At 31.0% G+C, this 19,482-nt stretch carries 18 protein-coding genes and 2 tRNA genes; 14 read left to right on the plus strand and 6 right to left on the minus strand.

What is annotated here, in order from left to right; all coding sequences use genetic code 11:
• Positions 1-60 precede the first annotated feature (60 nt).
• The 5 genes from FHG05_RS06890 to FHG05_RS06910 all read left to right on the plus strand — a co-directional run bounded on the left by FHG05_RS06890 (position 61) and on the right by FHG05_RS06910 (position 2,601).
• On the plus strand, positions 61-648 hold the full coding sequence (locus FHG05_RS06890; RefSeq protein ID WP_140997287.1) for a peroxiredoxin-like family protein: 588 nt from the start codon (positions 61-63) through the stop codon (positions 646-648).
• Positions 649-784: 136 nt separating this feature from the next.
• The gene (trxA, locus tag FHG05_RS06895) at positions 785-1,102 is read left to right on the plus strand and encodes a thioredoxin (protein WP_130735788.1); all 318 of its coding nucleotides are present in this window, start codon (positions 785-787) and stop codon (positions 1,100-1,102) included.
• Positions 1,103-1,184: 82 nt separating this feature from the next.
• On the plus strand, positions 1,185-2,111 hold the full coding sequence (locus FHG05_RS06900; RefSeq protein ID WP_140997288.1) for a DUF58 domain-containing protein: 927 nt from the start codon (positions 1,185-1,187) through the stop codon (positions 2,109-2,111).
• 97 nt (positions 2,112-2,208) lie between these two features.
• Positions 2,209-2,282, plus strand: a tRNA-Asp gene (locus tag FHG05_RS06905).
• Between the two features lie 245 nt (positions 2,283-2,527).
• Positions 2,528-2,601, plus strand: a tRNA-Asp gene (locus tag FHG05_RS06910).
• A gap of 53 nt (positions 2,602-2,654) precedes the next feature.
• On the opposite strand, the gene FHG05_RS06915 is transcribed toward FHG05_RS06910, so the two are convergent.
• Positions 2,655-3,155: a DUF456 domain-containing protein gene (locus tag FHG05_RS06915; protein WP_140997289.1), complete on the minus strand. Its 501-nt coding sequence runs from the start codon at positions 3,153-3,155 to the stop codon at positions 2,655-2,657.
• Between the two features lie 104 nt (positions 3,156-3,259).
• Here FHG05_RS06915 and FHG05_RS06920 point away from each other — a divergent pair, with 104 nt between their 5' ends.
• The 5 genes from FHG05_RS06920 (at position 3,260) to FHG05_RS06940 (ending at position 7,256) form a co-directional block, all read left to right on the plus strand.
• Positions 3,260-3,625 carry a BlaI/MecI/CopY family transcriptional regulator gene (locus tag FHG05_RS06920; RefSeq protein ID WP_140997290.1) on the plus strand — a complete coding sequence of 122 codons (366 nt, stop codon included), beginning with the start codon at positions 3,260-3,262 and terminating at the stop codon, positions 3,623-3,625.
• Between the two features lie 88 nt (positions 3,626-3,713).
• Entirely contained in the window at positions 3,714-4,916 is a 1,203-nt protein-coding gene (locus FHG05_RS06925; RefSeq protein WP_181369151.1) for a M56 family metallopeptidase, read from the plus strand.
• A complete protein-coding gene (locus FHG05_RS06930; protein ID WP_140997292.1) occupies positions 4,913-6,028 on the plus strand; it encodes a tetratricopeptide repeat protein in 1,116 nt (371 codons plus the stop codon). Before FHG05_RS06925 ends, FHG05_RS06930 begins: the two co-directional genes overlap by 4 nt.
• 181 nt (positions 6,029-6,209) lie before the next feature.
• Positions 6,210-6,689 (plus strand): energy transducer TonB, encoded by a 480-nt coding sequence (locus FHG05_RS06935; RefSeq protein WP_140997293.1) that lies wholly within the window; start codon positions 6,210-6,212, stop codon positions 6,687-6,689.
• Positions 6,690-6,770: 81 nt separating this feature from the next.
• Positions 6,771-7,256, plus strand: a complete 486-nt coding sequence (locus FHG05_RS06940) for a hypothetical protein (protein WP_140997294.1) — start codon at positions 6,771-6,773, stop codon at positions 7,254-7,256.
• Here the strand turns inward: FHG05_RS06940 and FHG05_RS06945 are convergent, their stop codons facing one another.
• Together FHG05_RS06945 and FHG05_RS06950 are read right to left on the minus strand one after the other, a co-directional pair.
• On the minus strand, positions 7,257-8,357 hold the full coding sequence (locus tag FHG05_RS06945) for a glycosyltransferase family 2 protein (RefSeq protein WP_140997295.1): 1,101 nt from the start codon (positions 8,355-8,357) through the stop codon (positions 7,257-7,259).
• Positions 8,354-9,250 (minus strand): hypothetical protein, encoded by an 897-nt coding sequence (locus FHG05_RS06950; RefSeq protein ID WP_181369152.1) that lies wholly within the window; start codon positions 9,248-9,250, stop codon positions 8,354-8,356. The genes FHG05_RS06945 and FHG05_RS06950 overlap by 4 nt, the downstream gene beginning before the upstream one ends.
• A 108-nt stretch (positions 9,251-9,358) precedes the next feature.
• Between FHG05_RS06950 and ruvC the strand changes: the two genes are divergently transcribed.
• From ruvC to FHG05_RS06965, 3 genes are read left to right on the plus strand one after another with little or no spacing between them, the layout of a single operon-like run.
• Complete coding sequence (ruvC, locus tag FHG05_RS06955; RefSeq protein ID WP_140997297.1) at positions 9,359-9,913, plus strand: crossover junction endodeoxyribonuclease RuvC; 555 nt, start codon at positions 9,359-9,361, stop codon at positions 9,911-9,913.
• Complete coding sequence (gene hemW, locus FHG05_RS06960; RefSeq protein WP_140997298.1) at positions 9,910-11,058, plus strand: radical SAM family heme chaperone HemW; 1,149 nt, start codon at positions 9,910-9,912, stop codon at positions 11,056-11,058. The genes ruvC and hemW overlap by 4 nt, the downstream gene beginning before the upstream one ends.
• Positions 11,059-11,079: 21 nt before the next feature.
• On the plus strand, positions 11,080-11,850 hold the full coding sequence (locus FHG05_RS06965; protein ID WP_140997299.1) for a cyclase family protein: 771 nt from the start codon (positions 11,080-11,082) through the stop codon (positions 11,848-11,850).
• Positions 11,851-11,906: 56 nt separating this feature from the next.
• Here FHG05_RS06965 and FHG05_RS06970 read toward each other — a convergent pair whose 3' ends face one another.
• From FHG05_RS06970 to FHG05_RS06980, 3 genes are read right to left on the minus strand one after another with little or no spacing between them, the layout of a single operon-like run.
• Positions 11,907-13,148, minus strand: coding sequence for an ammonium transporter (locus tag FHG05_RS06970; protein WP_140997300.1), 1,242 nt, complete (start codon positions 13,146-13,148; stop codon positions 11,907-11,909).
• 25 nt (positions 13,149-13,173) lie between these two features.
• Positions 13,174-13,512 (minus strand): P-II family nitrogen regulator, encoded by a 339-nt coding sequence (locus tag FHG05_RS06975; protein WP_140997301.1) that lies wholly within the window; start codon positions 13,510-13,512, stop codon positions 13,174-13,176.
• Positions 13,513-13,530: 18 nt separating this feature from the next.
• On the minus strand, positions 13,531-14,538 hold the full coding sequence (locus FHG05_RS06980) for an outer membrane beta-barrel protein (RefSeq protein WP_140997302.1): 1,008 nt from the start codon (positions 14,536-14,538) through the stop codon (positions 13,531-13,533).
• Between the two features lie 435 nt (positions 14,539-14,973).
• Between FHG05_RS06980 and gltB the strand changes: the two genes are divergently transcribed.
• On the plus strand, positions 14,974-19,479 hold the full coding sequence (gene gltB / locus FHG05_RS06985; protein WP_140997497.1) for a glutamate synthase large subunit: 4,506 nt from the start codon (positions 14,974-14,976) through the stop codon (positions 19,477-19,479).
• Positions 19,480-19,482 lie beyond the last annotated feature (3 nt).

The raw sequence follows: 19,482 nt of genomic DNA on the forward strand, positions 1-19,482 counted from the left end.
ATAACACTGTAAAAAAGAATGGTAAAATACCTTTGTATACTTAATTATAAAGTCATACAAATGAAAAAAAACGTATTCCTCTTTTTGCTGTTAAGTTTTATAACCTATTTACCAGCTCAAATAGCAGATAAACCAGAAAATATCGCGCCCTTATTAATTGGAGAAAAAATACCTAATAGTACTCTACAAGATGTGCAAGGAAAAACCAAAAACACTGGTGAACTCTTTGCTCAAAAAACGGTTTTAATCGTTTATAGAGGTGGCTGGTGTCCTTATTGTAATGCGCAATTGGCCGATATGCAAGAGATAGAAAAAGACATTTTAGGTTTGGGTTACCAAATTATTGCAGTAAATCCTGATGCGCCTTCTTTTTTAAAAGAAACAATTGAAAAAGATCATTTAGGATATCAATTGTATGCTGATAGTAATGGCGTTTTCTCAAAAGCTTTAGGGATTGCTTTTGCAGCACCAGAAAAGTACAGTAAGATGTTAGGGAAATATTCCGATAATAAAAACACGAATTGGTTACCAGTACCAACGGTTTATGTTTTAAATGAGAATCAAGAAATTGAATTTTTATATATCAATCCAGATTATTCCAAGCGATTAAGTGGTAAAGTATTAGTAAATGTGTTAAAGAGTTTATAAATTCAATTTTTAAATTGGGCTATAATTAAAATTTATATTAATTTAGAAAAATTGGAATAATTATTTTCTAAATTTGTAAACGAGTAATAAAAACTCAAAATTAGTTTTAGGAATTTTAAATATAAAAATAAAGAAAATGGCATTAGCAATTACAGATGCAACTTTTGAAGAAGTAGTATTAAAATCAGATAAACCAGTAGTAGTAGATTTTTGGGCAGCTTGGTGTGGACCATGTAGAATGGTAGGACCAGTTATTGATGAAGTGGCTACAGAATATGACGGGAAAGCAGTTGTAGGAAAAGTAGATGTAGACGCAAACCAAGAATTTGCAGCAAAATATGGTGTTAGAAACATTCCAACTGTTTTAGTATTCCAAAACGGAGAAGTAGTAGGAAGACAAGTTGGAGTTGCTCCTAAAAAAACTTATACTGATGCAATCGATGCATTATTATAATTGATTTACAATGAAATGAGAAGCCTAACTTAATGTTAGGCTTTTTTTATGATTAACTAATTTATCTGATTATCTTTACCTTATGAAGATAGAATCTCAATTAGAAAAAATAACTCGTTTTAAAAACTTGGAATTACTTGCTAATCAAGTGGTCGAAGGTTTTATTTCCGGAATGCACAAAAGTCCTTTTCATGGTTTCTCTGCAGAATTTGCAGAACATAAAATTTATAATCCAGGAGAAAGTACCAAGCATATTGATTGGAAATTATTTGCTAAAACAGATCGTTTGTATACTAAAAGATATGAAGAAGAAACGAACTTACGTTGTCATTTAATTATTGATAATTCTTCTTCTATGCATTATCCTGTATTGACGAAAAAGGATTCTTTCTACGAAAATAAGATTGGTTTTTCGGTATTAGCCTCAGCAGTTTTAATGAATCTGTTAAAAAAACAACGCGATGCTGTCGGATTAAGTGTGTATTCTGATACCTATGAATTTTATACAGGAGAAAAAGGAAGTGAAAGGCATCATCGAATGATTTTAAATAAATTAGAAGAACTGCTTCAAACTACAGTAAGTAATAAAAAAACAGATACGGTTACTTTTTTACATCAAATTGCTGAAAATATTCACAGAAGATCCATGGTCATCTTGTTTACAGATATGTTTCAGTACGAGAATGAAGATAAAATTTTCAAAGCTTTACAGCATTTAAAACATAATAAGCATAAAGTAGTGGTTTTTCATGTATACGATAAAAAGACAGAATTTCATTTTGACTTCAATGCTTCTCCACGAAAATTTATTGATGTTGAAACAGGAGAAAGTATTCAGCTTTTTTCAGATAATATAAAAGAAGCTTACGAAAAACAAGTAGAAAACTATTTTAAGGAAATTTCAGATTCTTGTTTACAGTATAAAATTCAGTATGTACCTGTTGAAATTGGAGAAAATTTTGAAAAAATTTTAACCACGTATTTGGTTGAAAAACAAAAGTTTGGCTAATCATTATCTTTTTTTATTAAATTTTTTTTACTTTTTTTTAAAAAAATATTTGCAAGATTCGAAAAGCGTTGTATATTTGCACTCGCAATAAGGCACTGGTTTGGTAGTTCAGTTGGTTAGAATACATGCCTGTCACGCATGGGGTCGCGGGTTCGAGTCCCGTCCAGACCGCTAAATTGGGAAGAAGCATTCTGAGAAATCGGAATGCTTTTTTGCCCCATAAAAGCATCGAAAATAGTTGTGTTGTTTAGTTCCGAGTAAAATCGGAATGGTTTAGTAGTTAGACCGATGAAAAGCTTTTCACCTTTAAGGTGGATGGCTTTTTTGTTTAAATAACAGTCTTTGTTGTAGAAAGTATTAAAAAATTGAGATTCGTTCAAAAGAATTGTTAATTTCAATAACATATTGTAAAATTAGGTTTGGTAGTTCAGTTGGTTAGAATACATGCCTGTCACGCATGGGGTCGCGGGTTCGAGTCCCGTCCAGACCGCTAATTTTAATAAAAAAGCATCTTATTATAAGATGCTTTTTTTATTATATGAATTAAAAATAGACATTCCAGTTTTTCCATACTATGGCTAAAAACAAACCTAAATAAATAATTGTAATTAGAAACTTCATAAAAGTGCTGGCTAAAAATCCAATAAAAGAACCTGTTGCTGCTTTCAAAGCTCTTTTGTGGTCTTTTTGGTCGTAAAGTAATTCTCCTAGTAAAGCGCCAGCAAAAGGACCAATTATAAAACCAAAAGGAATAGGGGCAAGCAAACCTATTATTAAACCAATATTAGTTCCCCAAATGCCATAACTACTACCTCCAAATCGTTTGGTGCCTTGAGCGGGTATGATATAATCTAAAATGGCAATACCTAATGCAATAGTTAAGGTTATACCTAATATCCAATAATTTATTTTAATTTCTGGTGTAAGATATAGTAAAAGTATACCAATCCAGCTGATTGGTGGACCAGGTAAAACGGGTAGAAAACTACCTATAAGTCCGATTATCATGCAGCTAAACCCAAGAAATAATAAAATGTATTCCATATTAAATTTTATTTTAAAGATATAAATATTTAACTAAATAATTAGTTAAAACTAAATAATTAGTTTACATTTGTTTTTATTAACTAAAAAATTAGTTGAAAAGAATGAGACAACTTACAAAAGCAGAAGAAGAAATAATGCAGGTTCTTTGGAGATTAGAAGAAGCAAATGTAAAAGATATAATTGCTTTCTTGCCAGAACCAAAACCTGCTTATAATACTGTTTCTACAATTATAAGAATATTAGAAACTAAAAAAAATGTGGGCCATCGTCAGCAAGGAAAAGGGTATGTTTATTTTCCAATTGTAAAAAAATCAGAATATAGTAATAATACCTTGAATAAATTAATGGAAGATTATTTTCAAGGGTCCTTTAAAAATATGGTTTCTTTTTTTGTAAAAAAGAATGATATAGATTTAGAAGATGTTGAGTTGTTATTAAAAGAAATTAAAAAAAGGAAAGATGAATAGTTTTATCACTTATAGTTTTCAAGTTGTAATAATTCAATTTCTTTTTTTAAGTTTCTATTATTTGTTATTGAGGAAAGAAACTTTTTTCATGTTAAATAGATTTTACCTTTTAGGATCTGTTCTCTTTTCATTTGTAGTACCATTGGTGCCAATTTATGATTCTAAAGATAGGTTAGTTGAAATTCAACTAAATGAGATAATTGTTTCTAATTTTAAAAGAAATGTGATAGATAATTTTATGGAAAACGAATTCAAGACAAGTCAGATTTTTTTTACAATCTATCTTTTAGGAATACTTGTTTTTATGTCGTTGTTTTTGATGAAAATATTTAAAATATGGAGGATAAAGAAGGGGTCTAAAAAAATAATTTTCAATTCGACTAAGATTTATTTAGTAGAACATTCAAGTTTAGCATTTACCTTCTTGAATTCTATTTTTATAGGTAATCATAATCATGAATTTGAAGTTATTGTAAAACATGAGTTAATACATCGAATTAAAAAACACTCTTTTGACTTGTTGCTTTTAGAGATAATTAAGGTTTTATATTGGTTTAATCCATTAGTAATCGTTTTTCAAAATAGATTAATTGAAGTTCATGAATTTGAAGCAGATGCTTTAGCTGTTCAACAGGATAAAGTAAGGTATTTTGAAAGTCTTTTAACTCAGGTTTTTAAAGTTCAAAATTGGTCATTTACGAATAGTTTTTTTAATCAATCATTAATAAAAAAAAGAATATTTATGTTACAAAAATCACAATCTTCCAAAGAAGCACTTTACAAATATGGTTTAATAATACCAATGATGATTTTTTCTATAATGTTTTTTTCAAGATGTGTAGATGCAGATGAATCTACTGTGAAAAAGTCAGAAGAATCAAGTTTTATAAATGATGAAGTCAGTTCTTTGCAAAAAAATGATGCTAAAGTTCCTTCTGTTAGTTTCGAAAGCGTTGATGAAACTCCTCGATTTGTAAATTGTGAAAATATCGATAAAGATGAAAATTCTAAATGTTTCAATGATCAAATGAATTTGCATATTATGAAGAATTTTACCTATCCTGATTTAGCTCTTGAAAAAAATATTGAAGGTACCGTTGTTGTTCAATTTATAATCGATAAAGAAGGTAATGTAATTAATGTTGAGGCTAGAGGTCCTGAAAACGGAGCTCTTTTAGAAAAAGAAGCCATTCGATTGATGTTAATCCTTCCTAAATTTATTCCTGCTAAATTAAAAGGAGAACGTGTAAATGTAAAATATGGATTACCAATAACTTTTAAATTGAAATGAGATTTATAAATTGGATCAAATTGATATTGCTTGTTTGTGTACAAAATGTATGCTCTCAATATATAAAACAAGCTGATAGTTTAGTTAATATGGGAAAATTAGACAAAGCAATTGAAATTTATACAAAAGATTCAAGTCGTATTAAATTTTATAAAACAGCTAAAGTTTATGAAATAAGAGGAGATTTAGATTTGGCAAAGGAATATTATAACTACTATTTAGATGAAGATGCCCTAAATAAAAAAGTTAATTATGATTATGCTCTATTATTATTAGAATTAAATAGATTTAAAGAGGCGGAAATAATATTCAAAGAGTTAGTAAAAGAAGATAACAACTCTATATATAATTATTACTTAGGTAATGTTTTAGAAAAGCAAAGTAGTCTTGCTGAAGCAAAATTCTATTATGAGAAAAGCGTCACTTGTGATTCATTATTCTTAAAAAGTAATTATAGATTAGCTCTATTGCTTACAAATGAGAATAGCCTTCAGGAGGCCAAAAAAATATGTAATCGCTTTTTAAATAATAAAATTATAAATTTAGAAATGCTCAAACTTCGCGCACAAATAAATTTTAATTTGAAAGATTATTTTGCCGCTATTGATGACTTTGAAATGCTAATTGAAAGAAATCAAGATGAAAAATTTATTTTTGAAAAATTGGCCATTTCTTATTATGAAATTAGACAATATGAAAAGAGCAGAATTCTGTTTTCGGAGTTAATAAATGAAAAAGACGATGCTCAATATTATATTTATAGAGCAAAATGTTATGGTTTTTTAAATTTACCTGAAAAAGCAGAGGAAGATATGGTAATGGCAATAAATTTGAGAACATTTACTTTTGAAAATGAGTATTTTTCATTAGGTTATTTCTTTCAAAAGGCTAAAAATTATAAAAAAGCGATTTATTACTATAATAAAACTTTAAAACAAGATAAAAACCACCTTGAAGCGAACTATCATTTAATTACGATTAAGGACTATTTAGGGAATAGCCCTCAAGAAAGTATTCAAAATTATAAAAAATTTCTTTTAAGATTTAGTAACTTATCCAATGAAAAAAAAGAGTATATTAATCAAAGGTTAACCGTTCTAAACAACAATTAAGTATAAATTATTATACTATTCGCATTACGAAATCATTTTAGTTTTTTATTCTTGTAATTTATTAGGTGTTTTTTTAAGAATCTATTATTTTTTTTGTATTTTAGTTATACCCTAAAAACTGCTTAATAGAATGTGCTACAAAATCAATGGATATAGGATTATTAACTAAATTTCTATTACTATGCTAAAAACTACTCAAACTAAATTTAGAACAATTGTGTTGTTGTTTTTCCTTTTTTCAATAATTACTTCTTTTACAAATGTTGAAAAAAATACTTCAATAGAAGATTTTATTGCATTTGAAGTTACGGAAGAGGTACCTCTGTTTAAAGGGTGTGATGGCTCTTCGTCAAGAAAAGAAGCGGTTGAATGTTTTAATAAAAAAATGATGAATCACATCAAAAGGAATTTTACCTATCCTGAAGAAGCATTAGAAAACAACATCCAAGGTAGAGTTGAGGTAAGTTTTATTATCAATGAAGTAGGAATTGTGAAAGATATTCAGGCCAATGCATCCAATGAAAAAGCAAACGAAAAAAAGATATTGGAAACAGAAGCGATTCGTATTGTTAGCTTGTTACCAAAATTTACTCCAGGAAAGCACCAAGGTAAAGTTGTTAATGTGAAATATGGATTGCCAATTACCTTTAAAATGATGTAATTCACTATTTGTAAACCCATTTCATTTTGTGCTTAGAAATTTTTTGTAAATAAAAAATGCTATTTTTACAAAAAATATATTTTGAAAAGAACAAATGCTATTTTAGTAGCCCTATTCTTTACTTTTTTTTCTTGTCAATTTTTTGATAAAAAGGCTCCAGATAAGGAACAGTTATTAAAGGAAGAACTAGGGAAAATAAATTGGGAAGAAGTGGACGAATTCCCAACAGTTACGAATTGTGATTCTGTATTAGATAAAGAAACGCAAAAACAATGCTTTTTTGATTATTTAATCCAAAATATTCAAAATAGAATTGGTGTAGATACCTTGCAAATTATGTATCCTGAAATGGATACCATTTCTGTAAAAGTTACCATTAATCCAGATGCAACTTTAGAGTTTCGTACTGAAAAACCTAAAGAGGCAATTACATATGATATAAAGGTAATTGATAGTATTCTGCAAAATAAGTTAGCTGATTTTCCTGCAATTGAACCCGCTATTAAAAGAGGAATAAAAGTGAAATCGCAATTCATTTTACCTGTAATTATAAAAGTAGAGGAATAGTTATTTTTTAAATGACCTTCCTTTCCATTGATAAGAGCCGAAAAGAGAATAGAAAGCAACACTCGTACTAAAAAAAGAATATAAACCAAGACTTGGTAATAACCAACTTAATTTGCTTTCATAAAATAAAGCTGTTTGTTTTAAAAGAATATAATCTACAATTGCTTTAATAGCTATAAAAGTAAATAAGCTACTCAGACTTATTTTTTCAAATCCAAAAAGTAATAGGTTGGCTATCCATGCTAAATTTGTTAAAAAAACAAGTATGGCTACTGTTTTTCCAAAAATTGAATGGTATTCTGTGCTTTTTGAAGCCCATCTTACTCTTTGTTGGAATAATTCGTTCCAATTTTTAACGCTTTTTGTTTGAACAATGCTTTGTTTGTGTAAGCAAAATCCAAGTGCTTTTTTGTCTTTTTTTATAGCCTTTTGTAATAAAAAAACATCATCTCCACTAGCAATGGCTTCATTTCCTGTAAAACCATTTAGTTCATAGAAAAAATCTTTTCTGTAAGCAAAATTGGCTCCATTACACATAAAGGGTTCGTGAATGCCAAAACTACCAATTGTTGCGCCTTGCAAACTAAGGAAATCTAAATTCTGAAAACCAAATAAAAACTCTTTTCGAGGTATATAACACACTCCTGATGCAACCATCTTAACGTGACTTTGCTGAATGTAATTGTCAATGACTTGCAGCCAATTGGTTTTTACTTGGCAATCAGCATCTGTAGTAATGACCCAGTCGTGTTGAGCTTGTTGAATTGCGGTTTCTATGGCATCTTTTTTAGGTGAATTAGATTTTCTTTGATTCTTAATAAGTGTTATGTTGAATTTATAATGCTGAAGTTCAAATGCTTCGTCTGAATCATCATCTACTAAAATTACTTCAAGTTGGTCTTTTGGATAATTTAAATGCGAAATAGTTTCAAGTAAAAGAGGTAAATTTTGAGACTCATTTCTAAACGGAACTACTATTGAAAACGTGTTCTTTGGTACAGTTTCATAGATAGAAAGGGGTTTCATTTTGGTAAACCCAAAAATTAAAATACCTATGGTTACAACATAGCTGCTTAGTATAATAAATAATAGAGTAGTCATTTTTTTTGAAATTTAAATTGAAAAACAAAATAACTGCCTAAAAGAACAGGGAATAACAAATTAAAAACCCACATGATTGATGTTGTCATAATAATTTTCCATTCCAGGACTCCAAATTTAGCAAACAAATATACTGCAACACTGCTTTTAATGGCTACATCTAATACATGAATGCTTGGTATGATAGAAGCTAAAAAATACATACTAAAGATACAAGGTATTGCTGTTGGATAACTGATATCGCAATTTAATAGATAGAGCAAATAATAAAATTGATGAGAAAAAACTAAAAATCGTAAAAGAGAGAATAGAAAGGTCTTTTTTAAAATAATTCGAGGAAAGGAAGTGACTTTTGAAAATAAAGTTGCTATTGAAATACTGTAAATTTTGCTTTTCTTGAATCGAAATGCAATCAATATTGCGCATGCAAAAACAATTGTTGCAATTAAAACAGGTAAGATTTTAATTTTAAAGGCAAACCAAACCATGGTTTCAGTATAGCTAATTTTAAATAATAGTAACCCTAGTAGTCCAAAAAAACAAGTGATGGCCATTTGAGAACTATTGCTTATAAAATTTAAAAAAATAATTTTTTTGGTTTCTTCTTTTGAATAATAGAGCGCTTTGGCTCCATATTCGCCTATTCGGTTTGGGGTGAAAATAGAAGCCGTTAAGGAACCTAAGCATTGTTGAGTTGCTTCAAAAAATGAAATCGATTTAAAGTTAGAAACTAAATTACGCCACTTTGCTATTTCTAGTAGCCAATTAATAGTAGAAAATGCAACTAATAATAAAATGGACTGAAAGCTAAGTGCATTAAAAATGGTACTCCAAATTATTTTTTTGTCTTTTATTTCGTAATAAAGATAAATCATAGCTATACTTACAATCAAAAGTTTGATTATAACTAATAGGAATTGTTTAGCTTTGTATGAAATTGAAAACATAATGGCAAAGTAACAAACTTTACGCTGTTAAACCCTAAAATTTTAAGCTAAATTTTGATAAACGAACGTATCATATTAGGAATTGACCCAGGAACTACTATCATGGGGTTTGGACTCATAAAAGTAGTTCAAAAAAAGATGGAATTTCTGCAGTTAAATGAATTAATCCTAAATAAATATGATGATCATTATACGAAGTTGAAGGTCATTTTTGAAAGAACTATTGAGCTTATCGACACCCATCATCCGGATGAAATTGCGATTGAAGCTCCTTTTTTTGGTAAAAATGTACAGTCGATGTTGAAATTAGGAAGAGCGCAAGGTGTGGCTATGGCTGCAGGTTTGTCTAGACAAATACCTATTACAGAATATGAGCCAAAAAAAATAAAAATGGCTATTACCGGAAATGGAAATGCAAGTAAAGAACAAGTTGCTAAAATGCTTCAGCAATTATTGGGTTTGAAAACCTTACCAAAGAATCTTGATTCTACTGATGGTTTGGCTGCAGCAGTTTGTCATTTTTTTAATTCGAGTCGGGTTGAAGTGGGGAAAAGTTATTCGGGATGGGAAGCATTTGTAAAACAAAATGAGAATAGAATTAAAAAATGAGTGGTATCTATATTCATATCCCTTTTTGTAAACAAGCGTGCCATTATTGTGATTTTCATTTTTCTACAAATTTGAAGAAGAAAGATGAAATGGTTTTTGCTATCACTAAAGAAATCGAACTTAGAAAAGACGAGTTTGAAAAAGAAACCCTAGAAACGATTTATTTTGGTGGAGGAACACCTAGTATTTTAAGTAATTCGGATTTAAAATTAGTAATCGATTCGGTTTACCAAAATTACAACGTTGTAAATAATCCAGAAATTACAGTAGAAGCAAACCCTGATGATATAACGGAGGAGCGCGTTTTAGAATTGAAGCAAATGGGAGTGAATCGGTTGTCAATTGGAATACAGTCTTTTTTTGAGGAGGATTTACTATTGATGAATCGCGCTCATAATGCAAAAGAAGCAGAAAAATGCTTGCAAATAGCGACAAAGTATTTTGATAATATTTCTTTGGATTTAATTTATGGAATTCCTGGTTCAACTAATGAAAAATGGAAACATAATATTGATAAAGCTTTGTCTTTTAATATACCTCATATTTCCAGTTATGCCTTAACAGTTGAACCTAAAACGGCTTTGCAAAAATTTATTCAAAAAGGAATTGTAAATCCACCCGATGATACAGTTGCAGAAGCGCAATTTCATATTTTGATTGAGGAATTGGAAGAAAAGGGTTTTGTGCATTATGAATTGTCTAATTTTGGGAAGCCTAATTATTTCTCAAAAAACAATTCTGCATATTGGTTGGGTAAAAAATATATGGGCATAGGTCCGTCAGCACATAGTTATGATGGAAAAAATCGCAGTTGGAATATTTCTAATAACACGTTGTATATCCAATCTATTCAAAAAAGTCAATTGCCAATGGAAACTGAATTGTTAACGCGTCAGGATCGGTATAATGAATATGTAATGACAGGGTTGCGAACGATTTGGGGTGTTTCATTGGTACGAATTGAAAAAGAATTTGGGAAAACCTATTTGAATTATTTAAAGGAACAGTCAAAAAGACACATAGCAGATGGATTGCTTGAAATTGTTTCTCAAAATAATGATGAAAATGTAATGAAAACTACTGTAAAAGGAAAGTTTCTGGCTGATGGAATTGCTTCCGATTTATTTTTGTTAAATTTGGAGTAATTCAATAACTAGATAGAATACGTGAAAGCACTTGTAAACAATACGATTCAAATTGATTTATCACAACCTTTAGATATATCTATTCCATTAAGTAATGATGAAAAAAATCCAATCGCATGGTATCAAGGTTTACCTAAAATTGAACCGGTAAGAATGGGAACAGCTGATTCAGAATGGATTGGAAAAGTATCAGAAGGAAGTTCGTCTACCAATTTCAACAATATATTTTTTAATCCACATGCACATGGTACACATACTGAGTGTTTGGGTCATATTACTAATGATTTTTACAGTATTAATCAATGTTTGCAGACCTTTTTTTTTACAGCGCAATTAATTTCAGTAATTCCTAAACAAAACGGGGAAGATTGGATAATTACTAAAGAACAAATTGAAACATTGCTTTTAGAAAAAAAGCCAGAAGCTTTAGTTATTAGAACATTGCCAAATGAGGAAGCAAAAAAGCATAAAAAATACTCTCATACCAATCCGCCTTATCTTTCTGAAGGAGCTGCTGTTTTTTTAAGAGAGCAAGGGGTGATGCATCTGTTAATCGATTTACCAAGTGTGGATAAAGAACATGACGAAGGAAAGTTATTGGCTCATAAAGCATTTTGGAATGTTAATGATGTGAAGAATGTAAATAAAGAGGCTCGTTTTAATGCCACCATTACGGAAATGATCTATATTTCGGAACATATTTCTGACGGAGATTATCTCTTGAATTTGCAAATTGCTTCATTTGAAAACGATGCTTCACCAAGTAAGCCTATATTGTATAAAATAGAATAAAAAAGAGCTGTTTTCTAAATCAGCTCTTTTAAGTTAAAAATAATTAAGGCGAACATTTATTTTTCATTCAATCTAAAATCAGGGTAAGCATTCATGGCATGTTCAGTTATGTCAAGGCCTTCTGTTTCATCTTTTTCAGAAACACGTAGTCCAACCGTTTTCTTTAATGCAAATAACACTATAAAAGTAGTGACTATAGCCCAAGTTCCAATAGCGAATACTCCTAATGCTTGAACTCCTAATTGGGTTAAACCACCACCATATAATAATCCTCCGTCAATCGCAAATACACCAACTAAAATTGTGCCTAAAGCTCCACAAACACCATGTACAGAAATAGCACCAACAGGATCGTCAATTTTGAGTTTTGCATCAATAAAGCTAATGGCTAATACTACTACTAAACCGCAAATAGCACCTATGGCTAAAGCGCCAACATTAGAAACGACTGCACATCCAGCAGTAATCCCTACTAAACCAGCTAAAGCACCATTCAAAGTCATAGATACATCTGGTTTTTTATACTTAAACCAAGTGTAAAACATAGCAATAATTGCTCCAGCCGCAGCAGCTAAATTAGTTGTGATGAAAACATTGGAAACATTTTTAGCATGATTTCCAGAAATTGCCAATTCAGAACCTCCATTAAATCCAAACCATCCAAACCATAAAATTAGAACTCCAAGGGCGCCATACATCATGTTGTGTCCAGGAATTGCATTGGATTTACCATCAGTATATTTTCCAATTCTTGGACCTACTAAATAAGCCGCTACTAATGCAGCCCATCCTCCCACAGAATGTACTACGGTTGATCCCGCAAAATCAATAAAGCCTAAATTGGTTAACCAACCGCTTCCTTGCCATACCCAATGACCTGAAATAGGGTAAATGAAAACTGTCATAACTAAAGACAGTATTAAATAAGTTGAGAATTTTGTTCTTTCAGCTACGGCTCCTGAAATTATTGTTGCTGCAGTTGCACAAAATACAGTTTGAAAAAATAGATTGTGCATTTCGCCTTCTGAATTATAAAATAATGAAGGGCTGCCAATAAAAGAACCTATAGTGTCTCCATACATCAACGTGTAGCCGATTGCCCAAAAACCTAATGAACCAATACATAAATCCATTACGTTTTTCATGATTATATTAATAGTGTTTTTGGATCTTGTGAAACCCGCTTCAACTAAAGTGAAACCCGCTTGCATTAAAAAGACGAGCACACCAGCAATAAGTATCCATAAAATATCGAATGCTCCATTTATTTCGGTTATTTGTTTCGTAACATCTTCCATAATAAGTTTTGTAAATTTTGATTAGTTATTTTAAAGTTTGACCGCCTTTTTCTCCCGTACGAATTCTGTACACTTCGTCTATATGGGAAACAAATATTTTACCATCGCCTACTTCACCTGTTGCGGCAGCATCAAGAATAGCTTTAATGGTTGCTTCCTCAAAATCATCATTAACAACGATGGAAAGGTATCTTCTTTGAATATCACTAGTACTATAAGAAATGCCTCTATAAACATGTCCTTGTTTTTCGTTGCCAATGCCTGTTACGTCCCAATAAGAGAAAAAGTTGACACCAATTTCATGAAGGGCTTTTTTTACAGCAGAAAATTTTGATTTTCTGATTATTGCTTCAATTTTTTTCATTAGAAATGTAGTATTTAGTTAAAATTTATAAATAGCAGCGATTAAAAAGGAACCTAAAGATTTAGTTGGTTCTAGTTCATTGGTAATAAAAATTTCTTTCGAACCATTGTCCAATCGAAATTCCGGCTTAATGGTTAAGTCATCAACGGTATAGCTTCCAGTAAGGGTTATGGCTATTACGTTAGGGTCATCATCTATGAGGTCGCTTTGTCGTGTGAAATATTCGCCTCTTAGGCCTAAAATAAAAGATTTGTTAAGTGTGTATTGAGGGTATAAAGCGGCTCCATAAAAACCTTCACCATCATTGTCTGCATAAGCGCCATTTATACCTAGAAAAAATGATTCTGACGGGTTGAATCCTCCAGTAAAATCAATTTCTAACCCTAAGCCAGCATCGTCATATAAAATATTTAAAAACTGACTATTGTAACCAAATTGCGCTCCTACGGCATAACTGCCATCTGGATTAAAAAGATTAATATCAGTTTGGTTGAAAACCCCTAAGAGTAAACTTGTTTTTTCAGATAAAGTGAAATCTGCTTTTAAACCTGTGTGATTAAAAGGGCCATTGGTAAAGAGATAAGAAGTGCTATAATTGAAGTTGCCAACAGGTGAAATTAGTTCGTAACCTAAATAGGTGTTGAATTTTCCCGCGGTTAGTTTTACTTTGTCTGATAGGTTGTAGAAAACATAAAGTTGATTTACAAAAGTAGAGTCGATAAAGCTGGCTTGAATAGCTCTTGGTCCAAAAGCTAAGTCGGCTACAGCGCCTACTTTGTTTTTTTCGTATTTGGCAATGATATTTGCCATTCCTAATGCGAATCCGGATTTGTCAGCAAATGAGGTGCTTGGTGCAATTTGGTTATCATCATTTGGTGCGGTTAAATTAGCCCTGTAATACGTATCTACACTTCCATAAAAGGTAAATTTTTTTTCTTCTGTTGCAGTTTCTTCTGCTGTTGTTTGTTCTTGTGCGTAGAAACAAATGGAAAATAATAATAATGTAATTGTAAAGTGTTTTTTCATAAATGTTGTTTTTTATAGTTGTTGAAACAAATGTATTTAAAAACAAATTACACCCATAAAAAAATAGGACTAAGTTATTGATTTTTATTATATTTTCATTTTATACCCTAAAAAAATTAGGGTATCTTTTTATTTTTTAATTTTTTTAAAAAAATAATAATTAAAAAAATGAATTTTATTTACTATTTATTAAAAATCGTTACATATAATTCATGTTTTTAATTCAATTAATAATTAAAGTTTAATAAAATTCAGTATTTGTTAAATTTTAATCATTGTTAATTTCTTAAAAAAAAGCCTTTAAATTATGAAAATAATTTTTTTAAGAGTTAATATTTTCAAAATCGTAATAATCATTGTAAGATTTTAGTATTAAAATTCTAAATTATAATTTAGTGGTAGAGGGGTAAAAAAAATCGAAAAAAAATGACAACAATGCTAAAAAAACAAGGACTTTATTTGCCAGAGTTTGAACACGATAATTGTGGTGCTGGTTTTATTTGTAGTTTAAAAGGAAACAAATCAAATGATATTATTCATAAAGCATTAGAAATACTTGAAAAGCTTGAGCATAGAGGAGCTGTAAGTGCTGATGGGAAAACAGGAGATGGTGCTGGAATTTTAATAGATATTCCTCATGATTTTTTTGTGAAAAAATGTGATTTTGTGTTGCCAAAAGAAGGTGAATATGCAGTAAGTAATGTTTTTCTTCCTAAAAAAGAAAACCAACGCAACTATTGTATTGAAAAGTTGGAATATTATATAGAAAAACAAGGATTGCTTGTTTTAGGTTGGAGGGAAGTTCCAGTTGATACCACAGTTATTGGAAGAATTGCTGCTGAAACGGAACCATATATAAAGCAAATTTTCGTTGGTAAATCAGAAAAAAAACAAGATGATTTTACTTTTAATTTAAAATTATTTACAGCTAGAAAACAAGCCGAACATGATATTAATACATCAAAATTATCGGAGAGCAAACGTTTTTATTTGCCTAGCTTATCGACTAAGACTATTATTTTTAAAGGACTTTTGATTCCTGAAGACATTAAATTATACTATAAAGATTTACAAGATCCTTCACTGGTTACTCGGTTGGCTTTAGTACATCAGCGCTTCTCTACCAATACTTTTCCAACTTGGGATTTAGCGCAACCTTTTCGATATATGTGTCATAACGGTGAAATTAACACATTAAGAGGAAATGTCTCTCGAACATTATCCCGACAAGAATTAATGGAAAGCGAATGGTTTGGAGACGATATTAAAAAATTGTTTCCTATTATATTACCTGGAAAATCAGATTCTGCTCAAATGGATATGATGGTAGAACTGTTGTTAATGACGGGGCGTTCTTTGCCAGAAGTAATGATGATGCTTGTTCCCGAAGCTTGGGAGAAAAACCCAAATATGTCTGAAGCTAAAAAGGCTTTTTATGAATATAATTCTTGTATCATGGAACCTTGGGATGGTCCAGCTTCTATTCCATTTACAGATGGAAATTATATTGGTGCTGTTTTAGATAGAAACGGATTGCGTCCTTCACGCTATACGGTTACTAAAGATGGTTATGTAATTATGTCTTCAGAAACAGGTGTTATAGATATTGATCCTAAAAATATTGAACGTCATGGCCGATTAGAACCAGGAAAAATGTTTTTAGTTAATATGAATCAAGGGAGAATTGTAAATGATGAAGAAATTAAAGAGAAAATTGTTTCTAAACATCCCTATAAAAAATGGTTGGATAAAAATTTAGTTCATTTAAAAGATATTCCAGCAAAAAAAGGACCCATTAAACATAAAGAAGATGCACTTCAAAAACGACAAATTCTTTTTGGATACACAGAAGAAGATTTGAAGACAATTATTTTGCCAATGGCGCAAACGGGTAAAGAACCAATTGGTTCCATGGGAAATGATGCTCCAATAGCAATTTTGTCTCAAAAACCACAATTAATTTACAACTATTTTAAGCAATTGTTTGCTCAAGTAACCAATCCGCCATTAGATGGTATTCGTGAAAAATTAATAACCGATATAAGCTTAACTTTAGGAAGTGACACAAATATCTTTAAAATTAATGAAGATCAATGTAGAAAACTAAAAATTCAAAATCCTGTAATTTCAAAACATGATTTAGATAAGATTAAAAATTATACACACAACCCTGACTTTGTTGTAACAACTATTTCTATTTTGTATGAAGTTGGCAAAGGTTTAAATGAATTAGAAAGAGCTCTTGTTAATTTAGTAGATACCGCTTCCAAAGCCATTGATGAAGGAGGAAATATTATCATTTTATCCGACAGAGGTGTGAATCATAAAATGGCACCTATTCCTGCTTTATTAGCTTGTTCTTACGTAAATCATGAGTTGTATAAAATAGGGAAAAGAGCTAAAGTAAGTATTATTATCGAATCGGCTGAACCTCGAGAAGTACATCATTTTGCGTTACTTTTCGGCTATGGTGCAAGTGCTATAAATCCGTATATCGTAAATGAAATAGTCTATAATCAAGTTGAAAATAAAGAACTTGAAAATATTGATTATTTACATGCCATTCAGAATTATAACAAGGCGATAGGTATGGGTATTTTAAAAGTAATGAATAAAATTGGTATCTCAACTTTAAATTCTTACAGAGGTGCGCAACTTTTTGAATGTATTGGTTTAAATACTAAAATAGTAGAAGAATATTTTCCAAATACTATCACTAGAATTCAAGGAATTGGTTTAAAAGAAATTGAAAGTGAAATTTCTAAAAGACATCATAAAGCCTATCAAAAAAATGGAATTGAAGGAGAGCTGGATTTAGAATTTGGTGGTGACTATAAATGGAGGAGAAATGGAGAAAAGCACGCTTTTAATCCATTATCGGTTGCCAAATTACAAGAGTCGGTTCGAAGTAATAAACATAGTACCTTTAAAGAATATTCTGAAATCATAAACGAACAATCGAAACGATTGATGACCATTCGAGGTTTGTTTGAATTTACGAATTATGATCCTATTCCTGTTGAAGAAGTAGAACCATGGACTGAAATTGTAAAACGTTTTAAAACCGGGGCGATGTCTTATGGCTCTATCAGTAAAGAAGCACATGAAAATTTAGCTATTGCTATGAATCGAATTGGAGGAAAAAGTAATTCTGGTGAAGGAGGTGAAGATGAAGAACGATTTTATAGAGATGCTGATGGAGACTGGAAAAATTCTGCAATAAAACAAGTAGCGTCGGGTCGCTTTGGTGTTACTTCAAATTATCTTACCAATGCTTCTGAAATCCAAATCAAAATGGCTCAAGGTGCTAAGCCTGGAGAAGGTGGGCAACTACCAGGTCCTAAAGTAAATCCTGATATTGCAAAAACAAGGAATTCTACTCCTTATGTAGGTTTAATTTCTCCACCACCACACCACGATATTTATTCTATTGAAGATTTATCGCAACTTATCTACGATTTGAAATCGGCTAATAGAGAAGCACGAATTAATGTTAAGTTAGTTTCTGAAGTAGGAATTGGAACGGTTGCGGCAGGTGTTGCCAAAGCAAAAGGCGATGTTATTCTAATTTCTGGTCATGATGGAGGAACTGGTGCTTCCCCTTTAACTTCTCTTAAACATGCAGGATTACCTTGGGAGTTAGGTTTGGCTGAGGCCCAACAAACATTGGTTATGAACAATCTTAGAAATAGGGTGGTTTTGGAATGTGATGGACAATTGAAAACTGGAAGAGATGTTGCAATAGCTTGTTTATTAGGAGCAGAAGAATTTGGTTTTGCAACGGCTCCATTAGTGGCTTCCGGGTGTGTAATGATGAGAGTGTGTCATTTAAATACTTGTCCTGTTGGTATTGCTACTCAAAATCCTGAATTAAGAAAGAAATTTCAAGGAAAACCCGAACATGTGGTTAATTTTATGTATTTCGTGGCGCAGGAATTAAGAGAAATTATGGCTCAATTGGGTTTTCGAACAGTGAATGAAATGGTGGGTCAAGTGCAAAAATTAAATCGCAATAAAACCATTCAACATTACAAAGCCATGGGATTGGATTTGTCTCCTATCTTACATAAAGTAGAAGTACCAGAAGGGACTAAATTATACCATACAGAATCTCAAGACCATCACTTGGAAAAATCCCTCGATTTTAAGATTATTCGACAAGCGCATCCTGCTTTATTTAGAAAAGAGAAAACCGTATTAGAATCTAAAATAACAAATAGAGACAGAGCTTTTGGTGCGGTTTTAAGTAATGAAATTTCAAAAATTTATGGTTCCCAAGGGTTGCCAGAAAACACCTTGAAAATTAATTTTACGGGTTCAGCAGGTCAAAGTTTTGGAGCATTTGCAACCAGAGGATTAACTTTAGTGATTAATGGAAACTCGAATGATTATTTGGGTAAAGGTCTTTCAGGAGCAAAATTAGTGGTTAAAGTACCCGAAGAAGCTACTATTATTCCTGAAGAAAACATTATTATTGGGAATGTAGCTTTATATGGAGCAACTTCTGGAGAAGTATATATTAACGGAAAAGCAGGAGAACGTTTTTGTGTTAGAAATTCAGGGGCTACAGCTGTTGTAGAAGGAATTGGGGATCATGGATGTGAATATATGACAGGCGGAAGAGCCGTAATTTTAGGTGAAGTAGGACGCAATTTTGGTGCAGGAATGAGCGGTGGTATTGCTTATATTTATGATGCTAAGCAAACTTTTGAAAAACAGTGTAATACGGAAGGATTAAATTTAGATCCAGTAGTTTTAGAAGAAGATTGCATCGAACTAAAGCAACTTATCGAAAATCATTATAATGCGACCATGAGTCCTTTGGCACAACGCATTTTAGAAAATTGGGAAACAGAATTAAGTAAATTTATTAAAGTTTTCCCAGAAGAGTACAAACAAGCATTAATCAAAATACAACAAGAAAACCTCGTAAAACAATAATGA

The sequence above is a fragment of the Flavobacterium profundi genome, assembly GCF_006491645.1.
In the GTDB taxonomy this organism is placed as follows: Bacteria; Bacteroidota; Bacteroidia; order Flavobacteriales; family Flavobacteriaceae; genus Flavobacterium; species Flavobacterium profundi.

Bases quoted from the DNA above. Each gene is read 5' to 3' on its own strand.
- FHG05_RS06890 (WP_140997287.1), top strand. From the start codon at position 61: ATGAAAAAAAACGTATTCCTCTTTTTGCTGTTAAGTTTTATAACCTAT.
- trxA (WP_130735788.1), top strand. From the start codon at position 785: ATGGCATTAGCAATTACAGATGCAACTTTTGAAGAAGTAGTATTAAAA.
- FHG05_RS06900 (WP_140997288.1), top strand. From the start codon at position 1,185: ATGAAGATAGAATCTCAATTAGAAAAAATAACTCGTTTTAAAAACTTG.
- FHG05_RS06915 (WP_140997289.1), bottom strand. From the start codon at position 3,155: ATGGAATACATTTTATTATTTCTTGGGTTTAGCTGCATGATAATCGGA.
- FHG05_RS06920 (WP_140997290.1), top strand. From the start codon at position 3,260: ATGAGACAACTTACAAAAGCAGAAGAAGAAATAATGCAGGTTCTTTGG.
- FHG05_RS06925 (WP_181369151.1), top strand. From the start codon at position 3,714: ATGTTAAATAGATTTTACCTTTTAGGATCTGTTCTCTTTTCATTTGTA.
- FHG05_RS06930 (WP_140997292.1), top strand. From the start codon at position 4,913: ATGAGATTTATAAATTGGATCAAATTGATATTGCTTGTTTGTGTACAA.
- FHG05_RS06935 (WP_140997293.1), top strand. From the start codon at position 6,210: ATGCTAAAAACTACTCAAACTAAATTTAGAACAATTGTGTTGTTGTTT.
- FHG05_RS06945 (WP_140997295.1), bottom strand. From the start codon at position 8,357: ATGACTACTCTATTATTTATTATACTAAGCAGCTATGTTGTAACCATA.
- hemW (WP_140997298.1), top strand. From the start codon at position 9,910: ATGAGTGGTATCTATATTCATATCCCTTTTTGTAAACAAGCGTGCCAT.
- FHG05_RS06970 (WP_140997300.1), bottom strand. From the start codon at position 13,148: ATGGAAGATGTTACGAAACAAATAACCGAAATAAATGGAGCATTCGAT.
- FHG05_RS06975 (WP_140997301.1), bottom strand. From the start codon at position 13,512: ATGAAAAAAATTGAAGCAATAATCAGAAAATCAAAATTTTCTGCTGTA.
- FHG05_RS06980 (WP_140997302.1), bottom strand. From the start codon at position 14,538: ATGAAAAAACACTTTACAATTACATTATTATTATTTTCCATTTGTTTC.
- gltB (WP_140997497.1), top strand. From the start codon at position 14,974: ATGCTAAAAAAACAAGGACTTTATTTGCCAGAGTTTGAACACGATAAT.